This is a genomic window from Mesorhizobium waimense, assembly GCF_003601975.1.
Classification (GTDB): Bacteria; Pseudomonadota; Alphaproteobacteria; order Rhizobiales; family Rhizobiaceae; genus Mesorhizobium; species Mesorhizobium waimense.
Map to the genome: position 1 here is coordinate 127,839 of NZ_QZWZ01000011.1, position 23,887 is coordinate 151,725.

General features: G+C 64.1%; 19 protein-coding genes. 15 read left to right on the forward strand and 4 right to left on the reverse strand.

All coding sequences use genetic code 11. The annotated features are described in order from the left end of the window. Nucleotides 1–25: 25 nt before the first annotated feature. Nucleotides 26–3,994 (reverse strand): SEL1-like repeat protein, encoded by a 3,969-nt coding sequence (locus tag D3227_RS16165; protein ID WP_120015095.1) that lies wholly within the window; start codon nt 3,992–3,994, stop codon nt 26–28. 459 nt (nt 3,995–4,453) lie between these two features. On the opposite strand from D3227_RS16165, the gene D3227_RS16170 reads away from it, so the two are divergent. The 8 genes from D3227_RS16170 (at nt 4,454) to D3227_RS16205 (ending at nt 13,882) form a co-directional block, all read left to right on the forward strand. After that, complete coding sequence (locus D3227_RS16170; protein WP_006202985.1) at nt 4,454–4,915, forward strand: MerR family transcriptional regulator; 462 nt, start codon at nt 4,454–4,456, stop codon at nt 4,913–4,915. 281 nt (nt 4,916–5,196) lie between these two features. Beyond that, entirely contained in the window at nt 5,197–6,993 is a 1,797-nt protein-coding gene (locus D3227_RS16175) for an acyl-CoA dehydrogenase (RefSeq protein WP_120015096.1), read from the forward strand. A gap of 52 nt (nt 6,994–7,045) precedes the next feature. Then, a complete protein-coding gene (locus D3227_RS16180; protein ID WP_120015097.1) occupies nt 7,046–8,218 on the forward strand; it encodes an acyl-CoA dehydrogenase family protein in 1,173 nt (390 codons plus the stop codon). 31 nt (nt 8,219–8,249) lie between these two features. Then, nucleotides 8,250–9,458 carry an acetyl-CoA C-acetyltransferase gene (locus D3227_RS16185; protein WP_120015159.1) on the forward strand — a complete coding sequence of 403 codons (1,209 nt, stop codon included), beginning with the start codon at nt 8,250–8,252 and terminating at the stop codon, nt 9,456–9,458. Nucleotides 9,459–9,481: 23 nt separating this feature from the next. After that, nucleotides 9,482–11,701 (forward strand): 3-hydroxyacyl-CoA dehydrogenase NAD-binding domain-containing protein, encoded by a 2,220-nt coding sequence (locus tag D3227_RS16190; RefSeq protein WP_120015098.1) that lies wholly within the window; start codon nt 9,482–9,484, stop codon nt 11,699–11,701. A 9-nt stretch (nt 11,702–11,710) separates the two neighbouring features. Next, the gene (locus D3227_RS16195) at nt 11,711–12,256 is read left to right on the forward strand and encodes a thioesterase family protein (RefSeq protein ID WP_120015099.1); all 546 of its coding nucleotides are present in this window, start codon (nt 11,711–11,713) and stop codon (nt 12,254–12,256) included. Between the two features lie 135 nt (nt 12,257–12,391). Continuing rightward, nucleotides 12,392–13,036, forward strand: coding sequence for a S24 family peptidase (locus tag D3227_RS16200; protein ID WP_120015100.1), 645 nt, complete (start codon nt 12,392–12,394; stop codon nt 13,034–13,036). Beyond that, a complete protein-coding gene (locus D3227_RS16205) occupies nt 13,037–13,882 on the forward strand; it encodes a thermonuclease family protein (RefSeq protein ID WP_245451772.1) in 846 nt (281 codons plus the stop codon). Here D3227_RS16205 and D3227_RS16210 read toward each other — a convergent pair. Beyond that, a complete protein-coding gene (locus D3227_RS16210) occupies nt 13,845–15,494 on the reverse strand; it encodes a lysine--tRNA ligase (RefSeq protein ID WP_120015101.1) in 1,650 nt (549 codons plus the stop codon). The genes D3227_RS16205 and D3227_RS16210 overlap by 38 nt on opposite strands. A gap of 155 nt (nt 15,495–15,649) precedes the next feature. On the opposite strand from D3227_RS16210, the gene D3227_RS16215 reads away from it, so the two are divergent. After that, a complete protein-coding gene (locus D3227_RS16215) occupies nt 15,650–16,063 on the forward strand; it encodes a tellurite resistance TerB family protein (protein WP_120015102.1) in 414 nt (137 codons plus the stop codon). Nucleotides 16,064–16,076: 13 nt separating this feature from the next. On the opposite strand, the gene D3227_RS16220 is transcribed toward D3227_RS16215, so the two are convergent. Next, nucleotides 16,077–16,892, reverse strand: a complete 816-nt coding sequence (locus D3227_RS16220; protein ID WP_120015103.1) for an ABC transporter substrate-binding protein — start codon at nt 16,890–16,892, stop codon at nt 16,077–16,079. 294 nt (nt 16,893–17,186) lie between these two features. Between D3227_RS16220 and D3227_RS16225 the strand changes: the two genes are divergently transcribed. From D3227_RS16225 to D3227_RS16235, 3 genes are all read left to right on the forward strand, one after another. Next, nucleotides 17,187–17,918: a LuxR family transcriptional regulator gene (locus D3227_RS16225; protein WP_120015104.1), complete on the forward strand. Its 732-nt coding sequence runs from the start codon at nt 17,187–17,189 to the stop codon at nt 17,916–17,918. 97 nt (nt 17,919–18,015) lie between these two features. Continuing rightward, nucleotides 18,016–18,654: an acyl-homoserine-lactone synthase gene (locus tag D3227_RS16230; RefSeq protein ID WP_120015105.1), complete on the forward strand. Its 639-nt coding sequence runs from the start codon at nt 18,016–18,018 to the stop codon at nt 18,652–18,654. Nucleotides 18,655–18,669: 15 nt separating this feature from the next. Then, on the forward strand, nt 18,670–19,419 hold the full coding sequence (locus tag D3227_RS16235) for an enoyl-CoA hydratase-related protein (protein WP_120015106.1): 750 nt from the start codon (nt 18,670–18,672) through the stop codon (nt 19,417–19,419). Nucleotides 19,420–19,600: 181 nt separating this feature from the next. Here the strand turns inward: D3227_RS16235 and ppk2 are convergent, their stop codons facing one another. Next, on the reverse strand, nt 19,601–20,506 hold the full coding sequence (ppk2, locus tag D3227_RS16240) for a polyphosphate kinase 2 (RefSeq protein ID WP_120015107.1): 906 nt from the start codon (nt 20,504–20,506) through the stop codon (nt 19,601–19,603). A gap of 101 nt (nt 20,507–20,607) precedes the next feature. Here ppk2 and D3227_RS16245 point away from each other — a divergent pair, with 101 nt between their 5' ends. From D3227_RS16245 to D3227_RS16255, 3 genes are all read left to right on the forward strand, one after another. Then, nucleotides 20,608–21,873, forward strand: a complete 1,266-nt coding sequence (locus tag D3227_RS16245; protein ID WP_167480719.1) for an ATP-binding protein — start codon at nt 20,608–20,610, stop codon at nt 21,871–21,873. A gap of 114 nt (nt 21,874–21,987) precedes the next feature. Continuing rightward, entirely contained in the window at nt 21,988–22,713 is a 726-nt protein-coding gene (phoU, locus tag D3227_RS16250) for a phosphate signaling complex protein PhoU (RefSeq protein ID WP_120015109.1), read from the forward strand. 91 nt (nt 22,714–22,804) lie between these two features. Further along, complete coding sequence (locus D3227_RS16255; RefSeq protein WP_120015110.1) at nt 22,805–23,815, forward strand: magnesium and cobalt transport protein CorA; 1,011 nt, start codon at nt 22,805–22,807, stop codon at nt 23,813–23,815. Nucleotides 23,816–23,887: the final 72 nt, after the last annotated feature.

The window sequence follows — 23,887 nt, forward strand, 5'->3', positions numbered from 1 at the left end:
CGTCGCGGAAGCGACGCATATGCCGTTATTTGCGCGCCAGCAGCGCCTTGACCAGATCCGCGTCGATTTCGCCGGTCGCCTTCATCTTGTTGTCGGTCTGGAAGGCCATGATCGCATCTTTGGTCTTCTGGCCCATCACACCGTCGGCGCCACCGGCCTCGTAGCCGTTCTTGTTGAGGATGAGCTGGATGTTCTTGACCGCCTTCTCCATGTCGATGCTGGCGGTCGTCTGTGGCGTGCCGTCCTGCCAGGATTCGGGGACGTCGGCCGAATTGGCCGCCTGGTCGAGCGGCTTTGCCTTCCACAGTTCGGTAGCGGCGCGCGCCCGCTCCAACTGCTCGGGCCGCAGCGCATTGGCGATCTCGTCGCGCTTGGCGGCAGCGTCCTTGTCGCCGGTCTTGGCGACGAGCGCGAACCATTTGTAGGATTCCTCGAGGTTCTGCTTCATGCCGACGCCCTTGGCGGCGAGGATGGCCAGATTGAACTGGCTGTCCTTGACGCCGAGGTCGGCCGCCGCCTGGAACCAGTGCGCCGCCGATTCATTGTCGGTCACGCCGTCCGCCGCCATGGCGAACAGCACGGCCAGATTGTGCATGGCGCTGGCATTGCCCTGCGCTGCAGCCATCTGGTACCAGGTCTTCGCCTTCTTGATGTCGCGCGCGACGCCGATACCCTTCTCGTAAAAATTGCCGATGCGGTATTCCGCCGGCGCGAAACCGAGTTCGGCCGATTTTTCGTACCATTTGGCGGCTGCCGCCATGTCCTCCTTGACGCCGCGCGACTCGGCAAAGCGCGAGCCGACTTCGAACAGCGCCTTGGCATCGCCGCCGGCGGCCGCATCGCGCAGCGCCTGCGGGCCGGCATCGGCCGGAATGTCGATCTTGGCCGCGGCTGCAGCCGTGGCGGTATTGGCGGGAGGAACGGCACCCGTGGTGTCCTGGGCCGGGATCGGTGCGACCGGCGTGGCAGCCATTGGCTGATTGTCCGCATCCGTCGGTTCCGCGGCCGCAGGCGCCGATGCCGCAGCGGTTGGCTCCGCCTGATCGGAAGGCGCCGCAGAGGTCATGGGGGCGGGCGCCGGCTCGGAAACGGCATCCATGGGCATATCGTCGGCTGATGGCGGGGCGGAGGCGGGTTGCGCCAGCACGTCGTCCTTGACTGCCGGCTCGGAAGGCTCCGCTTGTCTGACGACACGGGCCGGCGCGTCCTGCGCCATGGCCTCTGCCTTCGGCTCGCTTGTGGCATTGACCGATGCGGTTTCCACCGGCTGCGGGGCGGTGATCGGCGCAATTTCGTTGCTGGCCACCGGGGCAGGATCGGAGAAGAAGGCCTTGCCCAGCTGCAGGCCGGCCAGCGCCAGCATGATCGCGGCGGCCGCCATCAGGATCGGCTTGCGCCGCGCCTTGAGCAGGTCGCCGATCCTGAGCGCCTTGACCGGTCCGCTCATCGTCGACTGGCGCTTCAAAGCGTCGGCTTCGGCGGCGGCGGCTTGCGCGGCGCGCCTGGCAGCGGCGATGAAGTCCGACTTTGCCGCGTCGCCCTCGCTGCGCTTGACCGGCTGGCCGCGCTCGTCGCGCACGCGCTTCATGATGGCATTGAGGTCGGGTGCACCGGAGCCTGGCTCAAGTGGCCGGTTGGCAAGCTTCGGGTCGAGCGGCTCGTCGAGATCGACGCTCGGCACGTCGACATCGGGCGCCGAACCGGCAAGCGGCGGCATGTCCGCGTCTTTCTTGCCCCTGAAGGCGCGGGCCAGTCCGCCGAACATCGATTTCTTGCGGCCAGTCGTGTCGTTCTTTTCGGTGATCGTGTTAGAGCCGAGCGCCGCCATGGCGGCGGCGGCTGCGGCTTCGGCCGGCGAGCGCGGGGCCGGTTCGCCACTCACGACCGGTTCGCCACGCATGACCGGTTCGTTGCGCAAGATGGCGGCGGCGCGGCCATCGAGGTCGGCCATGTCTCCGGTCAGCGGCAGCGGTTGATCGATGTCCATCGACGGTGCGTCCTGCACCGCGATCTTGGAGCCGCGTCCGACCCGCTTGCTTGTTGGCTGCGGGTCCACGAGTTCGCTGACGGCCTCCATCGGTTCGCTGGTCTCCAGCGAGCCAAGACGATCGACGATCTTGAGCAGGGTGTCGTGGATGGCCTCGAAGGTGCGTGAATTGCGCTCGTCCGAACGGCGTGTCAGGGATTCGAGTGTCTTCAGGTCCTGGGCGAGGCCGCTGACGGCCGCCGTGTTGGCACTCGTATCGGCCATCGAGCGCACCGCGCTTTCGGCCGCCTCGCGCGCGGCGCTGAGGATCGAATCGCGGGTTCCGGCCAGCGACTTCTCAATCTCGTTGAGGCGCGGGCTGATGTCCTCGAATTCCGGCAGCGGCGTGCCGGGCTTGGTCAGGTGCGCCGAAAGGCCGGAAACCTGCGCCTCCAGGCTGCGGATCAGTGCCGGGTCGATGCCGGCGACCTGCGCGGCGGACGATTCCAGCCGGCTTGAAATGTCTTCGAGCCGGCTCTCCAGGCCACGGATCGCCGCTTCGTTGGCGGGATCGGGAACGCGTGTCTCCAGGCGCTTGGCCAAAGCGGTGAAGCGGGCATCGATGGCGTCCATAATGCCGGCGCTGTCGGCTTGCGGCATGCGCTGGTCCAGCCTGTCGGCAACTTCCTCCAGCCGCCGCTCGAGATCGCGAAACAGCATGTTGCCCTGTTCGATCGCGTCGCCCTGGCGGCGTTCCATGATCCCTGACAGCGCGTCGAAGCGCTGTTCCAGGCCCTGGAAGATATAGTCGGCGTCCGGCATGGCCGGCGCGCGGTCTATTCTGTCGGCGATGAGCGCGATCTGCTTGCCGAGCCGCTCCATCGCCTGTTCCGGCAGGTTGGCGCGGCCGGCCAGTTCGTCGACACGGCTCGACAGCATGTTGAGGCGGTCGATGACTTCGCCGCTTGGCTGCGCCTGCGTGACCTCTTCGATCTGCTGCGCCAGCGAGGCGATCCGCCTCTCGATGCGCTCGAAGGGCTCGGCATCGAAGGCGTTGGCCTGCGCGGCGACGGTCGAGGCGACGATGGCGCGCGAAATCTCGTCCAGCCGCTCGTCGATCATGCCGAACGTGTCGCTGCTGCGATTGCTCTGCTGGCTGACGAAATGGTCGACGGCGCCGGCAAGCGTGCGGACCTTTTCCTCAAGCGACCGCAGCGACAGCGATTCCGGTAGATTGTTGACCGCACTGCTGATCTGCTCGAGCCGCTCGGTCAACGCCGAAAGGCCGGCTCCATCGGAGCGCTTGCGCTGATCGGCGTCGACGCGGTCCTCGAAAGCGCTCCAGCGACGGTCGAAATCGTCCCAGCGGCGGTCGACCGCCTGCACGCTCTCCTCGCGCGCCAGCGTGTCGAGTGCCGCCTTGACCTGCTCCACCTCGAGCCGCAGCATGTTGACGCTTCTGTCGTCGCTCTTTTCGGCCAGCGTCTGGATGGCGCCCGAAAGCCGCTCGAATTCGACGCCGAGTTCGGCGCTGCTCTTGCCCGCCTGGCCGCCCGATTGCCCGCTTGCCTGGAAGGCCCGCTCGATGTCCTGGCGCAGCGCGTCGAATTCGCGCTTCAGCCCGGCGGTCATCTGGTGGCGCAGTTCCTCGCGCAAGCCGCGCAATTCGCCGGCGATCTTGCCGACCACGGCGACGCTGTCCTCCTGGCCGCGCACGCGGTCGATGTCGCGCGCTATCGCCTGGTAGTTCTGGTCGAAGGCGGGTGCTGCCGGCGCCGGGCTCTTTGGCCGCGGCGCGGGCTGTGGGTCCTCGTACCAGCGCTGCTGGTTATAGGGCTGGGCGCTGGCGTAGCGCGGTTCGGCTGTGGGTCGGCGCGGTTCGAAACGTTCGGCCGCCGTATCCTCGCGCGTCCGCTCCAGCCGCTGTTCCAGCGTTTCGAGCGAGCGGTTCAGCTGCTCGAGCGTGGTGGTCGGCTTGCGCTGCCTGCCGGCATTGAGTGTATCGAGATAGGACCGCTTGCTGTTCATCGATGCGCCCGTGTTCAGAATGGCCGGCTCGTGACCGGATTCCCCAAAGTCCTGCCGGCAACGAAGACGACCGCGCGGTTCTGCTGCGGTGGAAGACGAGCCTCCCGGGTTTTCACCCGCGCTTCGAAAAACCGTGAAAAATTCGCTACAGGATAAACACGGCTGACCGACATGCGCACATTTCACCCAACGTGGTAAACAACGCGTTAACCAAGCTTAAGAAGTTGCAACATCCTTGACGGGCTGCCCGTCGGGTGCGGCATAAAGTTCTGGCCTGAGAACGCCCTTGCGTCATGAGGCGGCTATCGGTATAGCATTGACGTAAACGTAAACGGTGCGCAGATCCCGCCTTTTGCGATTTGTTTTGTTGAAACCACGACTGGAAGCATGCCCCCGCTTCCACTCAGGCGACGCAAGGTCCCGGACCGCGATGCCACCAGACGGGGAAAGCCAGTGACCATGAAACTTGTTTCGCCCGGCGAAGCCGCGGCCAATACCAATGACATACCGAATGATGCCGGCGAGGATCTTGTCCGCATCGGCGAGATGGCCAAGAAATACGGCGTGACGCTGCGCACCTTGCGCTTCTACGAGGACAAGGGCCTTCTCAATCCGCAGCGCGACGGTTCGACCCGTCTCTACACGCGCCGCGACAGGGCCCGGCTGAAGCTGATCCTGCTCGGCCGCAAGGTCGGGTTCTCGCTGCGCGACGTCAAGCAGATGATGGATCTCTACGATCCGACCGGCTCCAATACCAAGCAGCTGCGGCTGGCGCTGGACAAGTCAGAAAAGCAGCTTACCCGCCTGCAGAAGCAGCGCGCACTCATCGAGGACGCCATCAACGAGCTCAGCGGCTCGATGGCCGCCGTGCGCCAGATGCTCGCCGAGCGTTCGGCGCCGCAAGCCAGCGCCGCGAGCTGATCCGCCGGCATTAGGCAAACCGCCTGTTGACCAATAAGAGCCGCGCGGCCCGTGCCGCGCGGCTCTTTGCGTTGCTCCCACACGAAGAGATGCGTCCGCCGCGCTGGCGTCCTTGACGCCGGGCCGCTACCGTCTGGATGCGTGGTGCCAGGGAAAATTTGTCGCGACGTCAAAAATTGACGTTTACGCAAACGTCAATTTTTGTTATCCGGGCTTCAACATTGGTCCGTCTGCCGCGCACGGCACGATTTTGGGCCAAGACCGCATGGTGGAGGAAACGCATGCCGATCTACAGGGCGCCGGTCCAGGACACGCTGTTCGTTCTCAACGACGTGCTGGGCTACCAGCGCTATTCCAATCTTCCCGGGTTTTCAGACGCGACGCCCGACGTGGTCGAGGCGATCCTCGCCGAGGGCGCCAAGCTCGCCGAAAATGTGATGCACCCGCTGAACCGTGTCGGCGACATGGAAGGCTGCGTGCGCCATGACGACGGCTCGGTGACGACGCCGAAAGGTTTCAAGCAAGCCTTCGATCAGTATCGCGAGGGCGGCTGGATGGGGTTGGCCGCGCCGGTCGAGTTCGGCGGCCAGGGCCTTCCCTATGCGGTGCATACCGCGGTTGCCGAATATATGGTCTCCGCCAATATGGCGCTGATGATGTATCCCGGCCTGACGCAAGGGGCGATCGCGGCCATCATCACCCATGGCACCGACGAGCAGAAGGCGACATGGCTGCCGAAGCTGGTCGAGGGCGCCTGGACCGGCACCATGAACCTGACCGAGCCACATTGCGGCACCGATCTCGGTCTGCTGCGCACCAAGGCCGTGCCGAATGGCAACGGCACCTACAAGATTTCCGGCCAGAAGATCTTTATCTCGGCCGGCGAGCACGACATGGCGGGCAACATCGTCCATCTCGTGCTGGCCCGCATCGAAGGCGCGCCGGAGGGGGTAAAGGGCATTTCGCTGTTCATCGTGCCGAAGCTCAAGCTCGATGCGTCGGGCAATCCCGGCGAGAAGAACACGCTCTCCTGCGGCTCGATCGAGGAGAAGATGGGCATCCACGGCAATTCGACCTGCGTCATGAATTATGACGAGGCGGAAGGCACGTTGCTCGGCGAGGCCAATGGCGGCCTGAAGGCCATGTTCACGATGATGAACGAGGCGCGTCTCGGCGTCGGCCTGCAAGGGCTTTCGCTGTCGGAGATCGCCTACCAGAACGCCGTGTCCTATGCCAAGGACCGCCTGCAGGGCCGTTCGCTGTCTGGCGCCAAGGCGCCGGACAAGAAGGCCGACCCGATCATCGTCCATCCCGATATCCGCCGCTCGCTGATGACCATGAAGGCCTTCAACGAAGCCGGCCGCGCGCTGGCGCTGTGGACGGCGATCAAGTCCGACATCGCCCACCGCTCCGGCGACGACAAGGATCGCCAGTCGGCGGACGATTACACCAGCCTGCTGACGCCGGTGGTCAAGGGCGTACTCACCGACAAGGGCTTCGACCATGCCGTCATGGCGCAGCAGGTGTTCGGCGGCCACGGCTATATCGAAGAGCATGGCATGAGCCAGTTCGTGCGCGATGCCCGCATCGCCATGATCTATGAAGGCGCCAATGGCATCCAGGCGCTCGACCTCGTCGGCCGCAAGCTCGCCCTGAACGGCGGCCGCGCCGTGCAGGCCTTCTTCAAGGAAGTCGGCGAGTTCTGCGAGGAGAACCGCGCTGAGGAGAAGATGGCGCCCTTCACCAAGGCGCTGAAGAAGGGCCTCAACGATCTGCAGGCGGCGACCATGTGGCTGGTGCAGAACGGCATGGCCAGGCCCGACAATGCCGGTGCCGCCTCGACCGACTACATGCATCTCTTCGGCCTGGTGGCGCTGGGCTACATGTGGGCGCAGATGGCCAAGGCGGCCGGGGTGAAACTGGCTGACGGCGCCAACGGTTCGGCGTCCTTCTACGACAACAAGCTGGTGACAGCGCGCTTCTTCATGGAGCGGATCATGCCGGAGACCTCGGCACATCTCGCCCGCATTTCCAGTGGCGCGGACACGCTAATGGCGCTGCCGGCGGAAGCGTTCTAGGTTTGGCGGGCCGGTACAGCCGGCCCACAATTGTCGGAACGCGGAGGAAATCGTGGCGACAAATCCAGCCGAAGTTCTTGGCCTGCCGAAGCCCGCCTGGGCGGCGGACGAGGTCGGCATGCTCTACGATATGGCGCACCGCTTCATGTCGGAAGAGATCGCGCCGCGCTACGACGAGTTCGAGAAGAACGAGATGGTCGACCGCGAGAGCTGGCTGAAGGCAGGTGCGGCCGGTCTGCTCTGCGCCTCGATGCCGGAGGAATATGGTGGCTCCGGCGGCACCTTCGCGCATGAGAGCGCCATCATCGAGGCGATCGGCCATGTCGGCGTCGACGGTTTCGGTATCGGCCTGCACAATTCGATCGTCGCCCCCTACATCCTCCACTACGGCTCGGAGGAGCAGAAGAAGAAGTGGCTGCCGAAGCTGGCGACCGGCGAGTTGATCGGCGCCATCGCCATGACCGAGCCGGGCGCCGGCTCGGACCTGCAGGGCGTCAAGACGCGCGCCGAAAAGGACGGCAACCAGTACAGGATCAACGGTTCGAAGACCTTCATCACCAACGGCCAGCTCGCCAACTTCGTCATCGTCGTCACCAAGACCGATCCGGCCAAGGGCGCCAAGGGCACCTCGCTGATCGTCGTCGAGACCGACGAGGTCGATGGCTTCGAGCGCGGCCGCAACCTCGACAAGATCGGGCTCAAGGCCAACGACACGTCGGAGCTGTTCTTCAACGACATGCGCGTGCCGACCTCCAACCTGCTCGGCCATGAGGAAGGGCAAGGCTTCATCCAACTGATGCAGCAATTGCCGCAGGAGCGGCTGCAGATCGGCACCGGGGCGATCGCCATGATCGAGCGCGCGCTGACGCTGACCATCGACTACGTCAAGGAGCGCAAGGCCTTCGGCAAGGCCATCATCGACTTTCAGAACACTCAGTTCAAGCTGGCCGAGCTGAAGACAGAGGCGACCATCGGCCGAGTCTTCTACAATGACTGTGTTGCCCGTCACGTCGCCGGCGGCCTCGATCCGGTGACCGCCTCGATGGCCAAATACTGGCTCTCCGACCTGCAGGGCAAAGTCGTCGACGAATGCCTTCAATTGCATGGCGGCTATGGCTACATGAATGAATATCCGATCGCCCGCATGTACCGCGACGCCCGCGTCCAGCGCATCTACGGCGGCACCAACGAGATCATGAAATTGCTGATCGGACGCTCTCTCTGAGCAGCTTTCAGCGAACCCAAGGAGCATGAAAATGGCCGAAGCTTATGTCTACGATGCCGTGCGCACGCCGCGCGGCAAGGGCAAGAAGGATGGCTCGCTGCACGAAGTGCCGGCGGTAAGACTCGGCGCCAAGGTGCTGGAGGCGCTGCGCGACCGCAACGGGCTCGACACCGGCGCTGTCGACGACATCATCTTCGGTTGCGTCGATCCGGTCGGCGAGGCGGGTTCCGTTATTCCGCGTGCCGCCGCTTTCGAGGCCGGCTACGACACCAAGGCACCTGGCATGCAGATCTCGCGTTTCTGCGCTTCCGGTCTCGACGCCATCAATTTCGGCGCCGCCAAGATCGCGCAGGGCGCCGACGAGATCGTCATTGCCGGCGGCGTCGAATCGATGTCGCGCGTCGGCATGGGCGCCTCCGGTGGTGCTTGGTTCATGGATCCTTCCGTCGGCCTGCCGGGCTGGTTCGTGCCGCAAGGCATCTCGGCCGACCTGATCGCCACCAAATACGGCTTTTCACGTGACGACGTCGACGCCTATGCGGTCGAGAGCCAGAAGCGCGCCGCCAAATCCTGGGCCGACGGCCGCTTCAAGAATTCGGTGATCCCGATCAAGGACCAGAACGGGCTCACCATCCTCGACCATGACGAGCACATGCGACCCTCGACCGACATGCAGTCGCTGGCCTCGCTCAACCCGTCCTTCGTTATGCCAGGCGAGATGGGCGGCTTTGACGCCGTCGCGGTGCAGAAGCACCCCGAGGTCGAAGAGGTCAACCACGTCCACCATGCCGGCAATTCGTCCGGCATCGTCGACGGCGCCGCTGCGGTGCTGCTTGGCTCCAGGAAGGCCGGCAAGACGATGGGGCTGAAGCCGCGCGCGCGCATCCGCGCCTTCGCCAACATCGGCTCCGAGCCGGTGCTGATGCTGACCGGCCCGGTCGACGTCACCGAGAAGCTTTTGCAGCGCGCCAAGATGAAGCTGTCGGACATCGACCTGTTCGAGCTCAACGAGGCCTTCGCCTCGGTGGTGCTGCGCTACATGCAGGCCTTCGACATCTCGCACGACAAGATCAACGTCAATGGTGGCGCGATCGCCATGGGCCATCCGCTCGGTGCCACCGGCGCGATGATCTTCGGCACCGTGCTGGACGAGCTGGAGCGCCGCGACCTCAACACCGCGCTGGTGACGCTGTGCATCGGCGCCGGCATGGGCACCGCAACCATCATCGAACGCGTCTGATTTTCGGCCGGAAGGAGAAAGACATGACCTACACAAACTTCACGGTTGACACCGACACCGACGGCATTGCCCTGGTCACCTGGGATATGCCCGATCGCTCGATGAACGTCTTCACCGAAGAGGTGATGAACGAACTCGACAGGATCATCGACCAGGTGGTGGCCGATGCCGGCATCAAGGGCGCGGTGATCACCTCGGGCAAGGACAGCTTCTCGGGCGGCGCCGACCTGACCATGCTGCAGAAGATGCTGACGGTCTTTGCCAAGGAGAAGTCCAAGGATCCGGAGAAGGCGGCCAGGCTGCTGTTCGACAATGCCGGCCGCATGACCGGCCTGTTCCGCAAGCTGGAAATGTCGGGCAAACCCTGGGTGTCGGCGATCAACGGCACCTGCATGGGCGGCGCCTTCGAACTGTCGCTGGCCTGCCATGGCCGCGTCGCCGCTGACTCGGACAAGGTCAAGATGGCCCTACCGGAAGTCAAGGTGGGCATCTTCCCTGGCGCCGGCGGCACCCAGCGCGTGCCGCGGCTGACCGACCAGCAGCAAGCGCTACAGATGCTCACCACCGGCCAGACGCTGTCGCCGCAGAAGGCGAAGTCGATGGGCCTGATCCATGAGATCGCCGAACCCGAGAACCTTGTCGAGACCGCCAAGGCGATGATCAGGAACGGCCTGAAGGCCGTCCAGCCGTGGGACGAGAAGGGTTTCAAGCTGCCCGGCGGCCAGATCTACTCGCCGGCCGGCTTCAACCTGTGGCCGCCGGCCATCGCCATCCTGCGTCGCGAGACCTATGGCAATTATCCGGCCGCGGCTGCGATCCTGAAATGCGTCTATGAAGGCCTGCTGGTGCCTTTTGACACCGGCCTGCGCATCGAGCAGCGCTATTTCACCGAGGTCATGCAGAGCAAGGAAGCGGCGGCGATGATCCGCTCGCTGTTCGTGTCGCTGCAGGAGCTGAACAAGGGCGCCCGCCGCCCGGCCGCCGTGCCGGAGACGAAGTTCAAGAAGATCGGCATTCTCGGCGCTGGCTTCATGGGCGCCGGCATTGCCTATGTCACCGCCAAGGCCGGCATTCCCGTGGTGCTGCTCGACCGCGACATGGAGTCCGCTGCCAAGGGCAAGGCGCATTCCGAGAGCCTGGTGTCGGACCAGGTGAAGAAGGGCCGGGCCAAGCCCGAGGAGAAGGACAAGCTCCTGTCGCTGATCACACCGACAGCCGACTATGCCGACCTCGCCGGCTGCGACCTCGTGGTCGAGGCAGTCTTTGAGGATTCGGCCGTCAAGAAGGCCGCCACCGAACAGGCGGAAGCCGTGCTGAAGCCGGTGGCGATCTTCGCTTCGAACACTTCGACCATCCCGATCACCGCGCTGGCCAAGAATTCGGCCCGGGCGAAGAATTTCATCGGCATCCACTTCTTCTCGCCGGTCGACAAGATGATGCTGGTCGAGATCATCCTCGGCAAGAAGACCGGCGACAAGGCTTTGGCCACCGCGATCGACTTCGTGCGCGCCATCAAGAAGACGCCGATTGTCGTCAACGACACGCGCGGCTTCTACGTCAACCGCTGCGTGCTGCGCTACATGTCGGAAGCCTACAAGATGCTGATCGAGGGCGTCCCGGCGCCGATGATCGAGAACGCGGCAAAGGCCGCCGGCATGCCGGTCGGCCCCCTGGCGCTGACCGACGAAACGGCGATCGACCTTGCCCAGAAGATCATGAAGCAGACCATCAGGGATCTCGGCGACAAGGCGGTCGACCCCAAGCAGATGGCACTGATCAACACGCTGGTCGACACCCATGGCCGCGCCGGCCGCAAGAACGGCAAGGGCTTCTACGACTATCCGGCGAAGCCGGCCAAGAAGAAGCTGTGGCCTGGCCTTAAGGACCTCTTCCCGCAACTCAGGCCGGAAAAGGTCGATTATGAGGAGCTGCAGCAGCGCCTGCTGGTCACCATCGCCCTGGAGGCCGCAAGGGTGATGGAGGAGGGCATCGTCACCGATCCGCGCGAGGCCGATGTCGGCTCGATCCTCGCCTTCGGCTTCGCGCCCTTCACTGGCGGCGCGCTGTCCTACATCGACGGCATCGGCGCCAAGCAGTTCGTCAAGATCGCCAAGGGGCTGCAGAAGAAATACGGCGCCGAGTTCAAGGCGCCCAAGCTGCTGCTCGACATGGCCGAGAAGGGCGAGACCTTCTACGGGCGTTTCGACCCCTATGCCAAGGGCGAGGTGAAGAAGGCCGCCTGATCCGCGGATATGTATGTCTGGGCGCGTATGGCGCGCATGATGGCCACGGCGTCTCGCCGTGGCCCTTACCAGTTGGGCGGCGAGAGTCGGTTGGCGTTTCGCTGCCTGCCGACCGACATCGACTTCAACAGCCATCTCAACAATGCGCGCTACATGATGCTGGCCGACCTCGGCCGCATCGACATATTCCTGCGCGCCGGCCTGATCGCACTGGCGCGCAAGAATGGCTGGGCGCCGATGATCGGCGGGCTGCAATCGACCTATGTACGCGAGATCCGGTTGTGGCGGCACTTCGAAGTGGTGTCCTCGATCGAGACTTGGGAAGGCACCCAGGTCATTGGCAAGCACCGTTTCGTGCTCGACAATGGCGAAACGGCTGCGCTGATCATGACCACGGGCGGCGTTTACGATCGTCGCGGTCGCCGCTTTCTCGACATTGACGAGGTTGTGGCTGCGCTTGGCCGTTCTGCTCAACCACGCCCACCCAGCGAGGCCGAGCGGATGTTCATGGCCTCCCATCAGGGCCTGCGCGGCCTGGCCAAGGGACCGGCCTGATCAGGCTGGCCGCGCGTGCCGCGAGCCCGCGCGGCGCTGCCGCTTTGTTGATGATCCGCCACCTCGCGGGTGGACAATCGAGCGGTTGCGGACTAGAAAGGAAAGGTATTTTTTCCTGTTCCGGAGGAGAGCAAAGTGCTCTCGCATGACCGCGTCTGGGCTGCCATCGATGCTCTCGCCGAGCGCTATTCGCTGTCGGCCTCGGGCCTGGCAAGGCGCGCGGGGCTCGATTCGACCGCCTTCAACAAATCCAAGCGGCTGTCCTCGGATGGGCGCCCGCGCTGGCCCTCGACCGAATCGCTGGCCAAGATCATCGAGGCGACGGGTGCTTCGCTCGACGAATTCACCGGTCTGGTCGAAGGTCGCGACAAGACCGGCCTCGCGCCGGCGCAGCGGTCTTCGGTGCCGCTGCTCGGCTTCGCCCAGGCCGGCGCCGGCGGCTTCTTCGACGATGCCGGCTTTCCAGCGGGCCAGGGCTGGGATCTGGTCGAGCTGCCTGCCCAAGCGACCGAAACCTCCTATGCGCTGCAGATCCAGGGCGATTCCATGCTGCCGCTTTACCGAAATGGCGATGTGCTGATCGTCGAGCCGGGCGCCGCCACCCGCAAGGGCGACCGTGTCGTCGTCAAGACCAATGCCGGCGAGGTGATGGCCAAGGTGCTGGATCGCCAAACGGCGAAGTCGATCGTGCTGATCTCGCTCAATCCCGAGCATCCGGATCGCGATATCCCGATGCGCGACGTCGAATGGGTGGCGCGGATCGTCTGGGCTAGCCAGTAGGTGCGGCTGTTCCACCTCGCCATAGCCGCCCTGGCGGTCCCGGCGATGGCGGCCCTGGTCGTCACCGGCGGCCGTACCGTGCAGCGTGGCGAAGGCAGCGGCACCGTCACAGTCGATCAGATACAAGCGGACGACGACGCCGCGCCTCAAGAGCCGGCCACCTCGGCCATTCCCGGGCCGCAGCCGATAAAGCCGGCACCCCATTCCAGGTCGATCGATCCCGAAACGGTGGCGCCGCCGCCGCTCACCCCCGAAGAGCTTCAGCGGGTCGAGCCGCGCGCGCCGTTGAGCGACCTTGCGCTGGCCGGCCCGCCCAAGCCGCCCAAGCTGAAAATGCCCGACGACTGGAACGGCACAAAGCTGTTCCAGCCGGTGGCGTCAGCCGCCGGCGTGATCGAGGCGAAGGGCTATTCGGTGGCACTTTCGGGTGTCGATGTCGTCAGGCAGGACGAGACCTGCACCGATGACGGCAAGGACTGGGCCTGCGGCATCCGGGCGCGCACGGCGTTCCGGGCCTTCCTGCGCGGCCGGGCGGTGGTTTGCACGGTGCCGCCCGAGAGCGGCCGCGACCTGATCACCGCGGAATGCCGCATAGGCAAGCAGGATGTGGGGCAATGGCTGGTCGAGAACGGCTGGGCCCGAGCCGCTGAGGGCGGCCCCTATGCCGAGGCCGGCGAGAAGGCGCGCGCGGCAAAAAAGGGCATTTACGGAGCTGCGCCGATCCTTTCCGGCCTGCCGCCGGTTCCGCCGGCGCCGAACCCCGCGCCCCAGGCGCCGGGCTCGATACTGCAGGAAGAGGACGGTGTTCTTACGCCGCCAGCTGACCAGCCAGCGCCCGCTCAATGAGCACGCGCGTCTCGGCAATGCCGTAGAGCGCGGCGAAGGAGCCGAAGCGCGGCCCGCGCTCCTGGCCGATCAGCACCTGGTAGATCATCTGGAAGAAGGCAACGGAAACGCCGGGACCACCTTCCGGGCTCTGCTTGGAATGGTCCTGGTAGCGCTCGATCCGGCGCGCGACGTTGAGCGCGGCGTTCTGGATCGCCTCGCCATCGGCGCCGGACGGCAGCGCCGCCAGCGCCTCCGAAAGTTTGCCCAGCGCCTCGCGCTCGACCGCGTCGGCGGCCCGGTAGATCTTGGCCGGCTTGACGAAATCGTCGAAGTAGCGGATCGCATAGCCCGTCAGCCTGTCGAGTTCGGGATGCGTCTTGGGGGTCACGCCCGGCGCGTGGCGCGAGATGAAGCCCCACAGCACGTCCTTGTTCTGGGCGTTGGAGGCGCTGACCAGATTGAGCAGCAGCGAGAACGGCACTGGTAGGTCGATTGCCGGCGGGTTGCCGTCATGCATGTGCCAGGCCGGGTTGCCCAGCCGCTCCTTCCAGTCCTGCCGGGGATAGGCGGCGAGGAAAGTGTAGTACTCATCCACGGCCCGCGGGATGACATCGAAATAGAGTTTCTTGGCCTGCCGCGGCCGCTGGTACATGTAAAGCCCGAGGCTTTCCGTCGGCGCATAGGCCAGCCACTGATCGATGGTGATGCCGTTGCCCTTCGACTTCGAGATCTTCTGGCCGTTCTCATCCAGGAACAGTTCGTAGACGAAATGCTCCGGCGCCCGTCCGCCCAGAATGTTGCAGATGCGGTCGTAGACCACCGCATTCGTCTGGTGGTCCTTGCCGAACATCTCGAAATCGACGCCGAGGGCCGCCCAGCGCATGCCGAAGTCGGGCTTCCATTGCAGCTTCACATTGCCGCCCCTGATCGACAGCGTGGTTTCGGTGCCCTCGTCGTCGAAGGTGATGGTGCCCGCCTTGGCGTCGACATGCTTCATCGGCACGTAAAGCACGCGGCCGCTCTTCGGCGAGATCGGCAGGAACGGGCTGTAGGTAGCCTGGCGCTCCGGCCCGAGCGTCGGCAGCATCACCGCCATGATCTCGTCATAGCGTTCGGCCGCGCGCAGCAGCACCGCGTCGAAACGGCCGGCCTTGTAATATTGCGTCGCGCTGGCGAACTCGTAGTCGAATCCGAACGTGTCGAGGAAGCGGCAAAGCATCACATTGTTGTGGTCGGCGAAGCTCGCATAGTCGCCGCCAAACGGATTGGGCACCGACGACAGCGGCATATGCAGATAAGGCTCGAGTGCTGCGCGATCCGGCACGCTGTCGGGGATCTTGCGCATGCCGTCCATGTCGTCGGAGAAGCACAAGAGCTTGGTCTTGACCGCGTCCCTGGTCAGCACGCGGAAGGCATGGCGCACCATCGAGGTGCGCGCGACCTCGCCAAAGGTGCCGATATGCGGCAGGCCCGACGGTCCGTAGCCGGTCTCGAACAGCACGGTCTCCGCAAAGTCCGTGTTCTTGTAGCGCTCGATGATCTTTTTGGCTTCCTCGAACGGCCAGGCCTTGCTTTCGGCCGCCGCCACGAGCATCTCGGGATTGAGATCGATGATGTTTGATCCCGCCATGTCTTATGTGTCCACGTCGTGTGCCGGCTTCGCGGCAGGAAAGATTCAACCGGTCTCTAGGCGCGACTGGCCGGAGCGTCAACGATTGCGGCCGTTTTTCCTTGCGGCGCCCGCCTTGCGTTCCTACCTTCGGGCCGTTCTCAAGGAGTTCATGAATGCCTTTGCTGACGACGCATGAAGCCCTGATCTACCTAATGGTCATCACTTCGGCTTCCGACCGCGACATGACCGACGTCGAGCTGGCCCGCATCGGCGACGTCGTCCGCTCATGGCCGGTGTTTCAGGATTTCAAGCACGACAGGCTGATCGGCGTCGCCCAAGCCTGCCAGAAGAGCCTGCACGACAAGGAAGGGCTGGAAGGCGTGCTCGCGCATGTTGCCGAGGCGCTGCCCGAGCGGCTGCGCGACACCGCCTACGCCGCCGCCTTCGAGGTCGCCGCAGTCGATCTCGAAATGCGCGTGGAGGAAGTGCGGGTGCTGCAACTCGTCCGCCTCAAGCTCGATCTCGACACGCTGACCGTCGCCGCAATCGCACGCGCCGCGAAGGCGCGCCTGCGTACCCTCACCTGAATATCGGCAGTCCCTAGAAGAAACTGACCGGGAAATAGCGCAGATAGAATTCGGCGAAGGTGCCTTTCACGGATATCTCCTGCAGCGCGTAGTCCATGGCCGCGGCCAGCGCCGGATCGCCGGCCCTGATGGCGATGGCCATGCCCGATCCCAGATATTCAGGCGCCAGATACGGCCCGCCGGCGAAACGGCAGCAGCCCGCCGCATCCGTGCCGCCCAGCCAGAAGGCAAAGCGCATGCCGTCGCCGAAGGCGGCGTCGATCTTGCCGGCCTTTAGTTCGCCGTAGAGCGCCTCCGGGCTGTCGAGGGGGACGACCTGGACCGTGCCGAAATAGGCGCGCAGCATGCGCTCATGCGCCGAACCGGCCATCACGCCGACGCGCTTGCTGCGCAACTTGTCGAAGATCGGCTCCGCGAAGGCCGTTGTCTTCGGCATGATGAAGCGCGCCGGAAACTGCAGATAGGATCGCGAAAAGGCGTATTTGGATCGGCTCTCCGGCGTGGCGGCGATGCCGGCAATGATGGCCTCGCCTTCGCCTTTCTGCAGCGCTGCATCGAGCTCGCCCCAGGGCAGCGCCTGGATCTGGCACTTTTCAGCGATGCCGAGTTCGGCGCAGATCGCCCGTGCCAGATCGACATGGAAGCCGGACAGCCGGCCGGCACCATCGAGAAAGTTGAACGGCGGAAAATCGGTGGTGGTGAGGAATCTGAGCCGCGGCAGTGCGGAAAGGTCGGGCTTCGGCAGCCGCTCCTTGGCGTCCCACAGCACCGGCACCTGCGGCTCGGCGGCGCGCGCCGCGCCGGCAAACGATTGCGCCCCGACCAGCATCGATACCAGGGCGATGAGTATCCACCGCAATGTCACAATAGAACTCCGCCCGTCATGCTTTCGGCTTTTCGTACGAAAATGGCGCAGGCACAATGGTTTTTGATTTCAACTTGCTGATTTAAGCGTATGATTTAGTGGGTTTGCAAATAGCAGCGCGGCGCCGCCGAAAGGGAGGCATTCGCCGGCGTCACGAAAGCGGTGCAGCTTTGCAATCCGGGGTTGATGGCGAAGCGCATGTCGGGCATCTACCATCGATCTCTCTGAGGCGACAGGCAACATGGGGTAGATGTTGCGATGGGTCATTTCGATCGCACACTGGAATACATCGATCAGCTGCAGCACGCCAACACGGCGGCCGCGGTCTGTGAAAGGCTGCTTGGCGTCACGTCGAACTTCGGCCTGACGGCGCTGATGGCGGGAACCGTTCCACAGCCAGGCACGCCGCGCGGCCAGCAGAAGGACCACGTGCTGCTGTGCGACTGGCCGGGCGAATGGCTGGAGCGCTACGTGGCGCGCAACTATGTCGATCATGACCCCGTCGTCAGCCACATGAAGCAGCTTCAGGCGCCGTTCCAGTGGAGCGAAGCGTCCGAAAGCATCCGCATCGACAAGAGCAGCGGCGAAGTGATGGGCGACGCCAGGGAGTTCAAGCTGCGCGACGGCCTGGCCTTCCCGCTGATTACCCTCGACGGCCTGATCGTCATGGTGTCGCTGGGCGGCGAGGCCGTCGAACTTTCAGAGGCCGAGTTCGGAATCGTGTCGCTGGTGTCGACCTATGCGATCGGCCGCGCCATGCAAATCCACACGATGGCGGGCAAGACCATCGATCACATTGAATTGACGCCGCGCGAGCGCGAATGCTTGCAATGGGCCGCCGTCGGCAAGTCCGAGTGGGAGATATCTCAAATTCTAGGCATCTCGGAGCACACGTCGGAGAAACATCTCCTTAACGCCAAAAGCAAACTTGGTGCCGTCAATCGGGTGCAGGCGGTCGCGGAAGCGATTAGGCGCGGCTATATTAGTTAGTTCGGCCGCGCCGGCCTAGAAATTCTTGCCTACGTGATCGCGTAATTTTTTCGGGAAAGCCCGGCCGTATCTTCCTCTTGAAACCAGGAGACGGCTAATGCTTTTTTCCCTCACCACACAGGAATTGATGGATCGTCCCGACCTATGGGAGGCCGTCCATCGTTTACGCTACAGGATCTTCGTCGAGGAAATGGGGTGGAGCGATCTTCAGCGCCCCGATGGCCTCGAGATCGACCAGTTCGACCATGACGAGGCGGTGCACCAGGTCGTCATCCGCAACGGCGAACTCGCCGGCTATCAGCGGATGCTGCCGACGACGCGGGCACATCTTCTGACCGAAGTGCTGGCGGACCTCTATGAAGGGACGCCGCCCTCGGGGCCGAATGTCTGGGAACTGACCCGCTATGCGGTGGCGCCGGGCTTTCGTGACGGCAAGCGCGGTGTGTCGACCGTCGGCACCGAGCTGATCGCCGGCTTCGTCGAATGGGGGTTGCCGCGCAACGTCAACAAGGTCATCATCGAATTCGAGCCGATGTGGGTCCTGCGGGCGCTGCAGCTGCACTTCCTGGCGACGCCGCTCGGCTACCAGCGCACCTACGGCAACCAGCAGGTCGTCGCCACGCTGCTCACCTTCAACCAACATACACTCGATGTCGTGCGTTCGCGCCGCAATCATCACGCGCCGGTGCTGGCCAGGGGATACCCCGACAGGCTCGGAATGAAACAGGCCTCGTGAGATTGGAGACCCGCCATGAATACCCACCCGCAACCCGAATTGCGCGGCCATGCGCTGATCGTCACGGTTTCCTCGGACGATGGCCGGCCCGTACTCGACAGGCGCGCTTATGCGAGCCTGGCCAAGACCTTCCACGAGGCCGCCGTCGATGATGACGTCCGCGTCGTGGTGCTGCGCGGCCTGGCAGGCTGCTTCTGCCTCGGCGGCGACTTTTCCGAATTCCTCGACGCCACCAAGCATCAGCAGCTGATCGCCGCGGTCACCGACATGTTCCGCACCCTGGCGACCTTTCCCAAGCCGGTACTTGCCTGCGTGGACGGCGATGCCGTCGGCGTCGGCTGCACCATCCTGTTCCATTGCGACATGGTGATCGCTTCAAGTGGCAGCACGTTCCGGGTGCCGTTTGTCGATTTCGGCCTGGTGCCGGACGCGGCAACCAGCATCCTGGCACCTCAGAAGCTGGGCTATGCCGGCGCCTTCCGCTTCTTCTGCCTGGGCGACACGCTTCATGCCGAAGACGCCAAGGCGCTCGGCCTGGTCGGCGAGATCGTGGCAAACGGCGGTGCCGAGGAAGCGGCTCTTCTCAGGGCAAGGCAGCTCGCCAAGAAGCCGGTCGCGGCACTCCTGCAGACGCGCGGCCTGCTCAAGGGCGACACCAACGTGCTGTGCGACCGCATCGACCAGGAGATATCGCTGTTCCAGCAGGCGCTGCAGGACGACACCACCCTGAAGCGGCTGCAGCGGATTGCCCGGCTGGCGGCATAAAGGCGCCTGGCCAGTAAGTAGATCGTCGCCGAAATGGGCCGATCCGGAGGAAGGCTAAAGCGTGTAGCGGTTTTCCGTCCGGAATTGCGTAAAAACAAAGAGTTAGAGAGGTTCAGCGATTCTATCAATCGCTGAACCTCTCTAGGCGCGTTTTTCCAGACCCGCTATTTTTCCAGGCCAGTCATTTCTCCAGGAATGATGGCCCTTCGCCGATGATCTTCTTGTCTTCCTTGCCGACAACATCGAGATCGCGACCGTCATAGGGCAGCGACAATAGGATGCGCCGGATGACGGCCAGCCGCGCCCGTCGCTTGTCGTTGGCCCGCACGATGATCCAGGGCGCGAATTCCTTGTGCGTGCGCTCGACCATGAGGTCGCGCGCCTTGGTGTAGTCGTCCCATTTGCCGATGCCGGCGGTATCGATCGGCGAGAACTTCCAGTTCTTCAAGGGACTGTAGCGACGGTCGTGGAACCGTTCGAGCTGCGTCTCCCGGCCGATGTTCAGCCAAAACTTGAAGAAATGGATGCCCTCATTGCAGATCATCCGCTCGAAATGCGGCGTCTCGTCGAGGAATTTCTCGTGCTGCTCGGGGGTGCAGAAGCCCATGACCGGCTCGACACCGCCGCGGTTGTACCAGGAGCGGTCGAAGGTGACGAACTCTCCTGAAGTGGGGAAGTGGTCGACGTAGCGCTGGTAGTACCACTGTCCAACCTCGGTCGGGGTTGGCTTGGTCAGCGCCACGTTGCGCGCGGTGCGCGGGTTCATGTATTGGCGCAGCACGAAGATCGTGCCGCCCTTGCCGGCGGCATCGCGTCCCTCGAACAGCGCCATCACCCGCTTGCCGGTCGCCTGCAGCCAGGCCTGCGCCTTGACCAGCTCGATCTGCAGCTTCTCGAGCGTCTCGTCATATTCGGCGCCCTTCATTTTCTTGTCATAGGGGTAGCCGCCCGCGGTCAGCTTGTTGTCCTCAATCCAGTCCGGAAGCACGGGATCCTCGATGTCGAACTCCCGCTCCTTGCCGTCGATCTTGATCTTCAGCGGACCCTGTGCCGGTGGCGGGGCGGGACTTTCCTTGGGTTTTTTCATCGAGACGAACCTTTTCAGCTTGCGGACTCATGCTATGGGGAGCCTCAAATCCGGTCCAGCGGAAGTTTTCCAGCGACCGGAGCAGGGCACGGGACGCGCGAATGGCTGACATCGGCGCAGAGCGGCAAACGATGGCGCAGGCTGTCACGGCACGGCTGTGGAACGGCCGCTGGCTGCTGGCCGCCGGCTTCGTTGCGGTGCTCGCCGTCTATGGCTTTGCCGGCATGTCGGCCTATGTCGTTCTGGCGGCGCTGGCGCTGCTGCTTGCGGCGGCGCTGTTGCCTTCCGGTTCTGCGCGTCACTCCGCCGAAGATGCGGCGGCGATCGAGGCGAGCGGGCTGCAGCGGCTTTCCGGGGAATATCTCGCCGCCGCCGTTGCAGACCCGCTGATCATCTTCGACCGCACCGCCACCATCGTTCACGCCAACGCGGCCGCTTTCGCCGCCTTCGGCGGCATCGCGCCGGGCATGACGCTGTCGCTGAAATTCCGCGCCCCCGAAATGCAGGCCTTGCTGGATGGCGTGCTCTCGGGGACCGTGGCGTCGGATGTCGTCGACTACACCGAAAAGCTGCCGGTCGAGCGGGCCTACCGGGTCAGTGCGTCCTCGGTCGGCCATGCCACCGATCTCTATGTGCTGGTGTTCAAGGACCAGAGCGAGGCGCGCCGGATCGACCGGATGCGCGCCGACTTCATCGCCAATGCCAGCCACGAGCTGCGCACCCCGCTTGCCTCGATATCCGGCTTCATCGAAACGCTGAGGGGGCCGGCCCGTGGCGATCCGGCGGCGCGCGACCAGTTCCTGCAGATCATGCAGAACCAGACCGGCCGCATGGCGCGCCTGATCGACGATCTCCTGTCGCTGTCGCGGCTGGAGATGAAGCCCTATCTGAAGCCCGGAACCGAGGTCGATCTGCGCCAGACCATCGACAGCGTCATCGACTCGCTTGGGCCGCTTACCCGGGAAACCGGCGTCGTCATCGAACGCGATTTCGTCGAGGGGCCGCTCGACGTGCCGGGAGATCGTGACGAGCTCTTCCAGGTCTTTGAAAACCTATTGGAGAACGCCTGCAAGTACGGGCAGTCGGGTGGGCGCGTCACGGTGTCGATCGCCCGCACCGAGACCGGCCCCGAAGCCGGCATTGATGTGACCATCAGGGACTACGGCCCCGGCATTCCCGAAGAGCATATCCCGCGCATCACCGAGCGCTTCTACCGGGTCGATGTCGAGAACAGCCGCACCCAGAAAGGCACGGGCCTGGGACTGTCGATCGTCAAGCACATCCTGACACGCCACAACGCCAGGCTGTCGATCAAGTCGGAAGTCGGCAAGGGCGCGGCGTTCTCGGTTCATTTGCCGGCGCGCTAAGGCTGTACTATTTACTAACTGGCCGTTTCTTCTTTCTGTCATCCGGCGCGCGTATCAGCATAGGATTCGAGGAAACGACTCGAGCCAGAAGATTCCGGGGAAGGCATTTCGTCCATGCAGTCCGTGCATATCGTCAGCGCCTATGACGAAGAGCTGAAATACCTGTCGAAGCGGATCGCTGCGATGGGTGGGCATGCCGAACGCATGGTCGAGCAGGCGATCACCGCCTTGGTCAATGCCGATCCCGGTCTCGCCCAGAAGGTCATCCGAGATGACGTCGTCCTCGATGAAGGACAGCGCGAGATCGACGACAAGGCGATCGTCATCATCGCCAAGCGCCAGCCGATGGCGACGGATTTGCGCGAGATCGTCGGCGCGATCCGCATCTCCGCCGACATCGAGCGCGTCGGCGACCTCGGCAAGAACGTCGCCAAGCGGGTGGTGGCCGTCACCGACGGGCGCCAGCCGACCAGCCTGTTCCGCGGCCTCGAGGCCCTGGCTGACCTGGCGTTGACGCAGCTCAAGGAAGTGCTCGACGTCTACGCCTCGCGCTCGGTCGAGAACATCGGCTTCGTCCGCGATCGCGACGACCAGATCGACGCCATGTACACCTCGCTGTTTCGCGAACTCCTGACCTACATGATGGAAGATCCACGCAACATCACGCCCTGTACGCATCTGCTGTTCTGCGCCAAGAACATCGAGCGCATCGGTGACCACGCCACCAACATCGCCGAGACCATCTACTACATCGTCACCGGCGACCAGATGGCGGCCGAGCGGCCGAAGGGCGACAAGACGGACAAGATTGTCCTTCCCAGCGCCGTTCCGGCTAAGTGAACGACGTCCCCTCGAACCCCCGGCTAATTTAGGCTAAGCTTCCCCGAACGTATCTGATCCTGACCCGAGGCCATGCCTCGAGGAGGTAGCGATGGAAAACGTTCGGAACCTGACCGCGGCCCCGCTGGCGACATCCGGCATCATCGCATCCAGCGTCTATACCGCCGGCCGGCGCATCGCCGACATTCCGATCGAGGAGGCCGGCGAATGGGCGGCCAAGCCCGGCCACGTCGTCTGGATCGGGCTCCTCGAACCGGACCGCAACCTTTTGCTGCGCGTCCAGGCGCAATTCCATTTGCATGAGCTGGCGATCGAGGATGCCGAACATCCGCACCAGCGGCCGAAGATCGAGCAATATGGCGACGCCCTGTTCATCGTCGCCCGCACCGCCCAGCTGATCGATGGCCGCGTCACCTTCGGCGAGACGCATCTGTTCGTCGGCGCCGGCTACATCGTCAGCGTCAGGCACGGCCCGTCGACCTCCTATGCCGCCGTTCGCCAGCACTGGGAAAGCTGCCCGCATTCATTGGCCAAGGGCGAGGATTTCGTCCTCTATGCCATTCTCGACTTCATCGTCGACAACTACATGCCGGTGCTCGAGCAGATCGACGACGAAGTCGAAGCGATCGAGGACAGGGTGCTGCTGCAGCCGATGACCGGCCCCGATATCGAGCGGCTCTATATGCTGCGCCGCGATCTGTTGCGCCTGCGCAATGCAGCTCTTCCCCTGGTGGAGGTCTGCCGCCGGCTGACCAGCGCCGAGTTGCCGCAGATCCATGCCGCCATGCACCCGCTGTTTCGCGACGTCACCGATCATATCCGCACCGTCCAGGAGAAGATCGACAGCTTGCGGGAAGTTCTGGCCTTCGCCTTCGAGGCCAGCCTGCTGGTTGGCCAGAGCCAGGAAACGGCGAACACCAAGAAGCTCGCCTCATGGGCTGCCATCCTGGCGGTGCCGACGGCGCTCGCCGGCATCTATGGCATGAATTTCAACGACATGCCGGAACTGAAGATGGAATACGGCTATCCGGTCGTGCTGGGGGCGATCGCGCTGATCTGCTCGTTCCTGTACTGGCGGTTCAGGAAGAACGGCTGGCTGTGAAGGAGTGAGTAGCGAGTAGTCAGTAGTGATCGGTGCCTGCGGCGCTCGTCGACTATTCCCTCACGACTACTC

Coding starts and splice junctions, on each gene's coding strand:
- D3227_RS16165 (WP_120015095.1), bottom strand. CDS start 3,994: ATGAACAGCAAGCGGTCCTATCTCGATACACTCAATGCCGGCAGGCAG.
- D3227_RS16170 (WP_006202985.1), top strand. CDS start 4,454: ATGAAACTTGTTTCGCCCGGCGAAGCCGCGGCCAATACCAATGACATA.
- D3227_RS16175 (WP_120015096.1), top strand. CDS start 5,197: ATGCCGATCTACAGGGCGCCGGTCCAGGACACGCTGTTCGTTCTCAAC.
- D3227_RS16185 (WP_120015159.1), top strand. CDS start 8,250: ATGGCCGAAGCTTATGTCTACGATGCCGTGCGCACGCCGCGCGGCAAG.
- D3227_RS16190 (WP_120015098.1), top strand. CDS start 9,482: ATGACCTACACAAACTTCACGGTTGACACCGACACCGACGGCATTGCC.
- D3227_RS16195 (WP_120015099.1), top strand. CDS start 11,711: ATGTATGTCTGGGCGCGTATGGCGCGCATGATGGCCACGGCGTCTCGC.
- D3227_RS16210 (WP_120015101.1), bottom strand. CDS start 15,494: ATGGCGGGATCAAACATCATCGATCTCAATCCCGAGATGCTCGTGGCG.
- D3227_RS16215 (WP_120015102.1), top strand. CDS start 15,650: ATGCCTTTGCTGACGACGCATGAAGCCCTGATCTACCTAATGGTCATC.
- D3227_RS16220 (WP_120015103.1), bottom strand. CDS start 16,892: ATGCTGGTCGGGGCGCAATCGTTTGCCGGCGCGGCGCGCGCCGCCGAG.
- D3227_RS16225 (WP_120015104.1), top strand. CDS start 17,187: ATGGGTCATTTCGATCGCACACTGGAATACATCGATCAGCTGCAGCAC.
- D3227_RS16230 (WP_120015105.1), top strand. CDS start 18,016: ATGCTTTTTTCCCTCACCACACAGGAATTGATGGATCGTCCCGACCTA.
- D3227_RS16235 (WP_120015106.1), top strand. CDS start 18,670: ATGAATACCCACCCGCAACCCGAATTGCGCGGCCATGCGCTGATCGTC.
- ppk2 (WP_120015107.1), bottom strand. CDS start 20,506: ATGAAAAAACCCAAGGAAAGTCCCGCCCCGCCACCGGCACAGGGTCCG.
- D3227_RS16245 (WP_167480719.1), top strand. CDS start 20,608: ATGGCTGACATCGGCGCAGAGCGGCAAACGATGGCGCAGGCTGTCACG.
- phoU (WP_120015109.1), top strand. CDS start 21,988: ATGCAGTCCGTGCATATCGTCAGCGCCTATGACGAAGAGCTGAAATAC.
- D3227_RS16255 (WP_120015110.1), top strand. CDS start 22,805: ATGGAAAACGTTCGGAACCTGACCGCGGCCCCGCTGGCGACATCCGGC.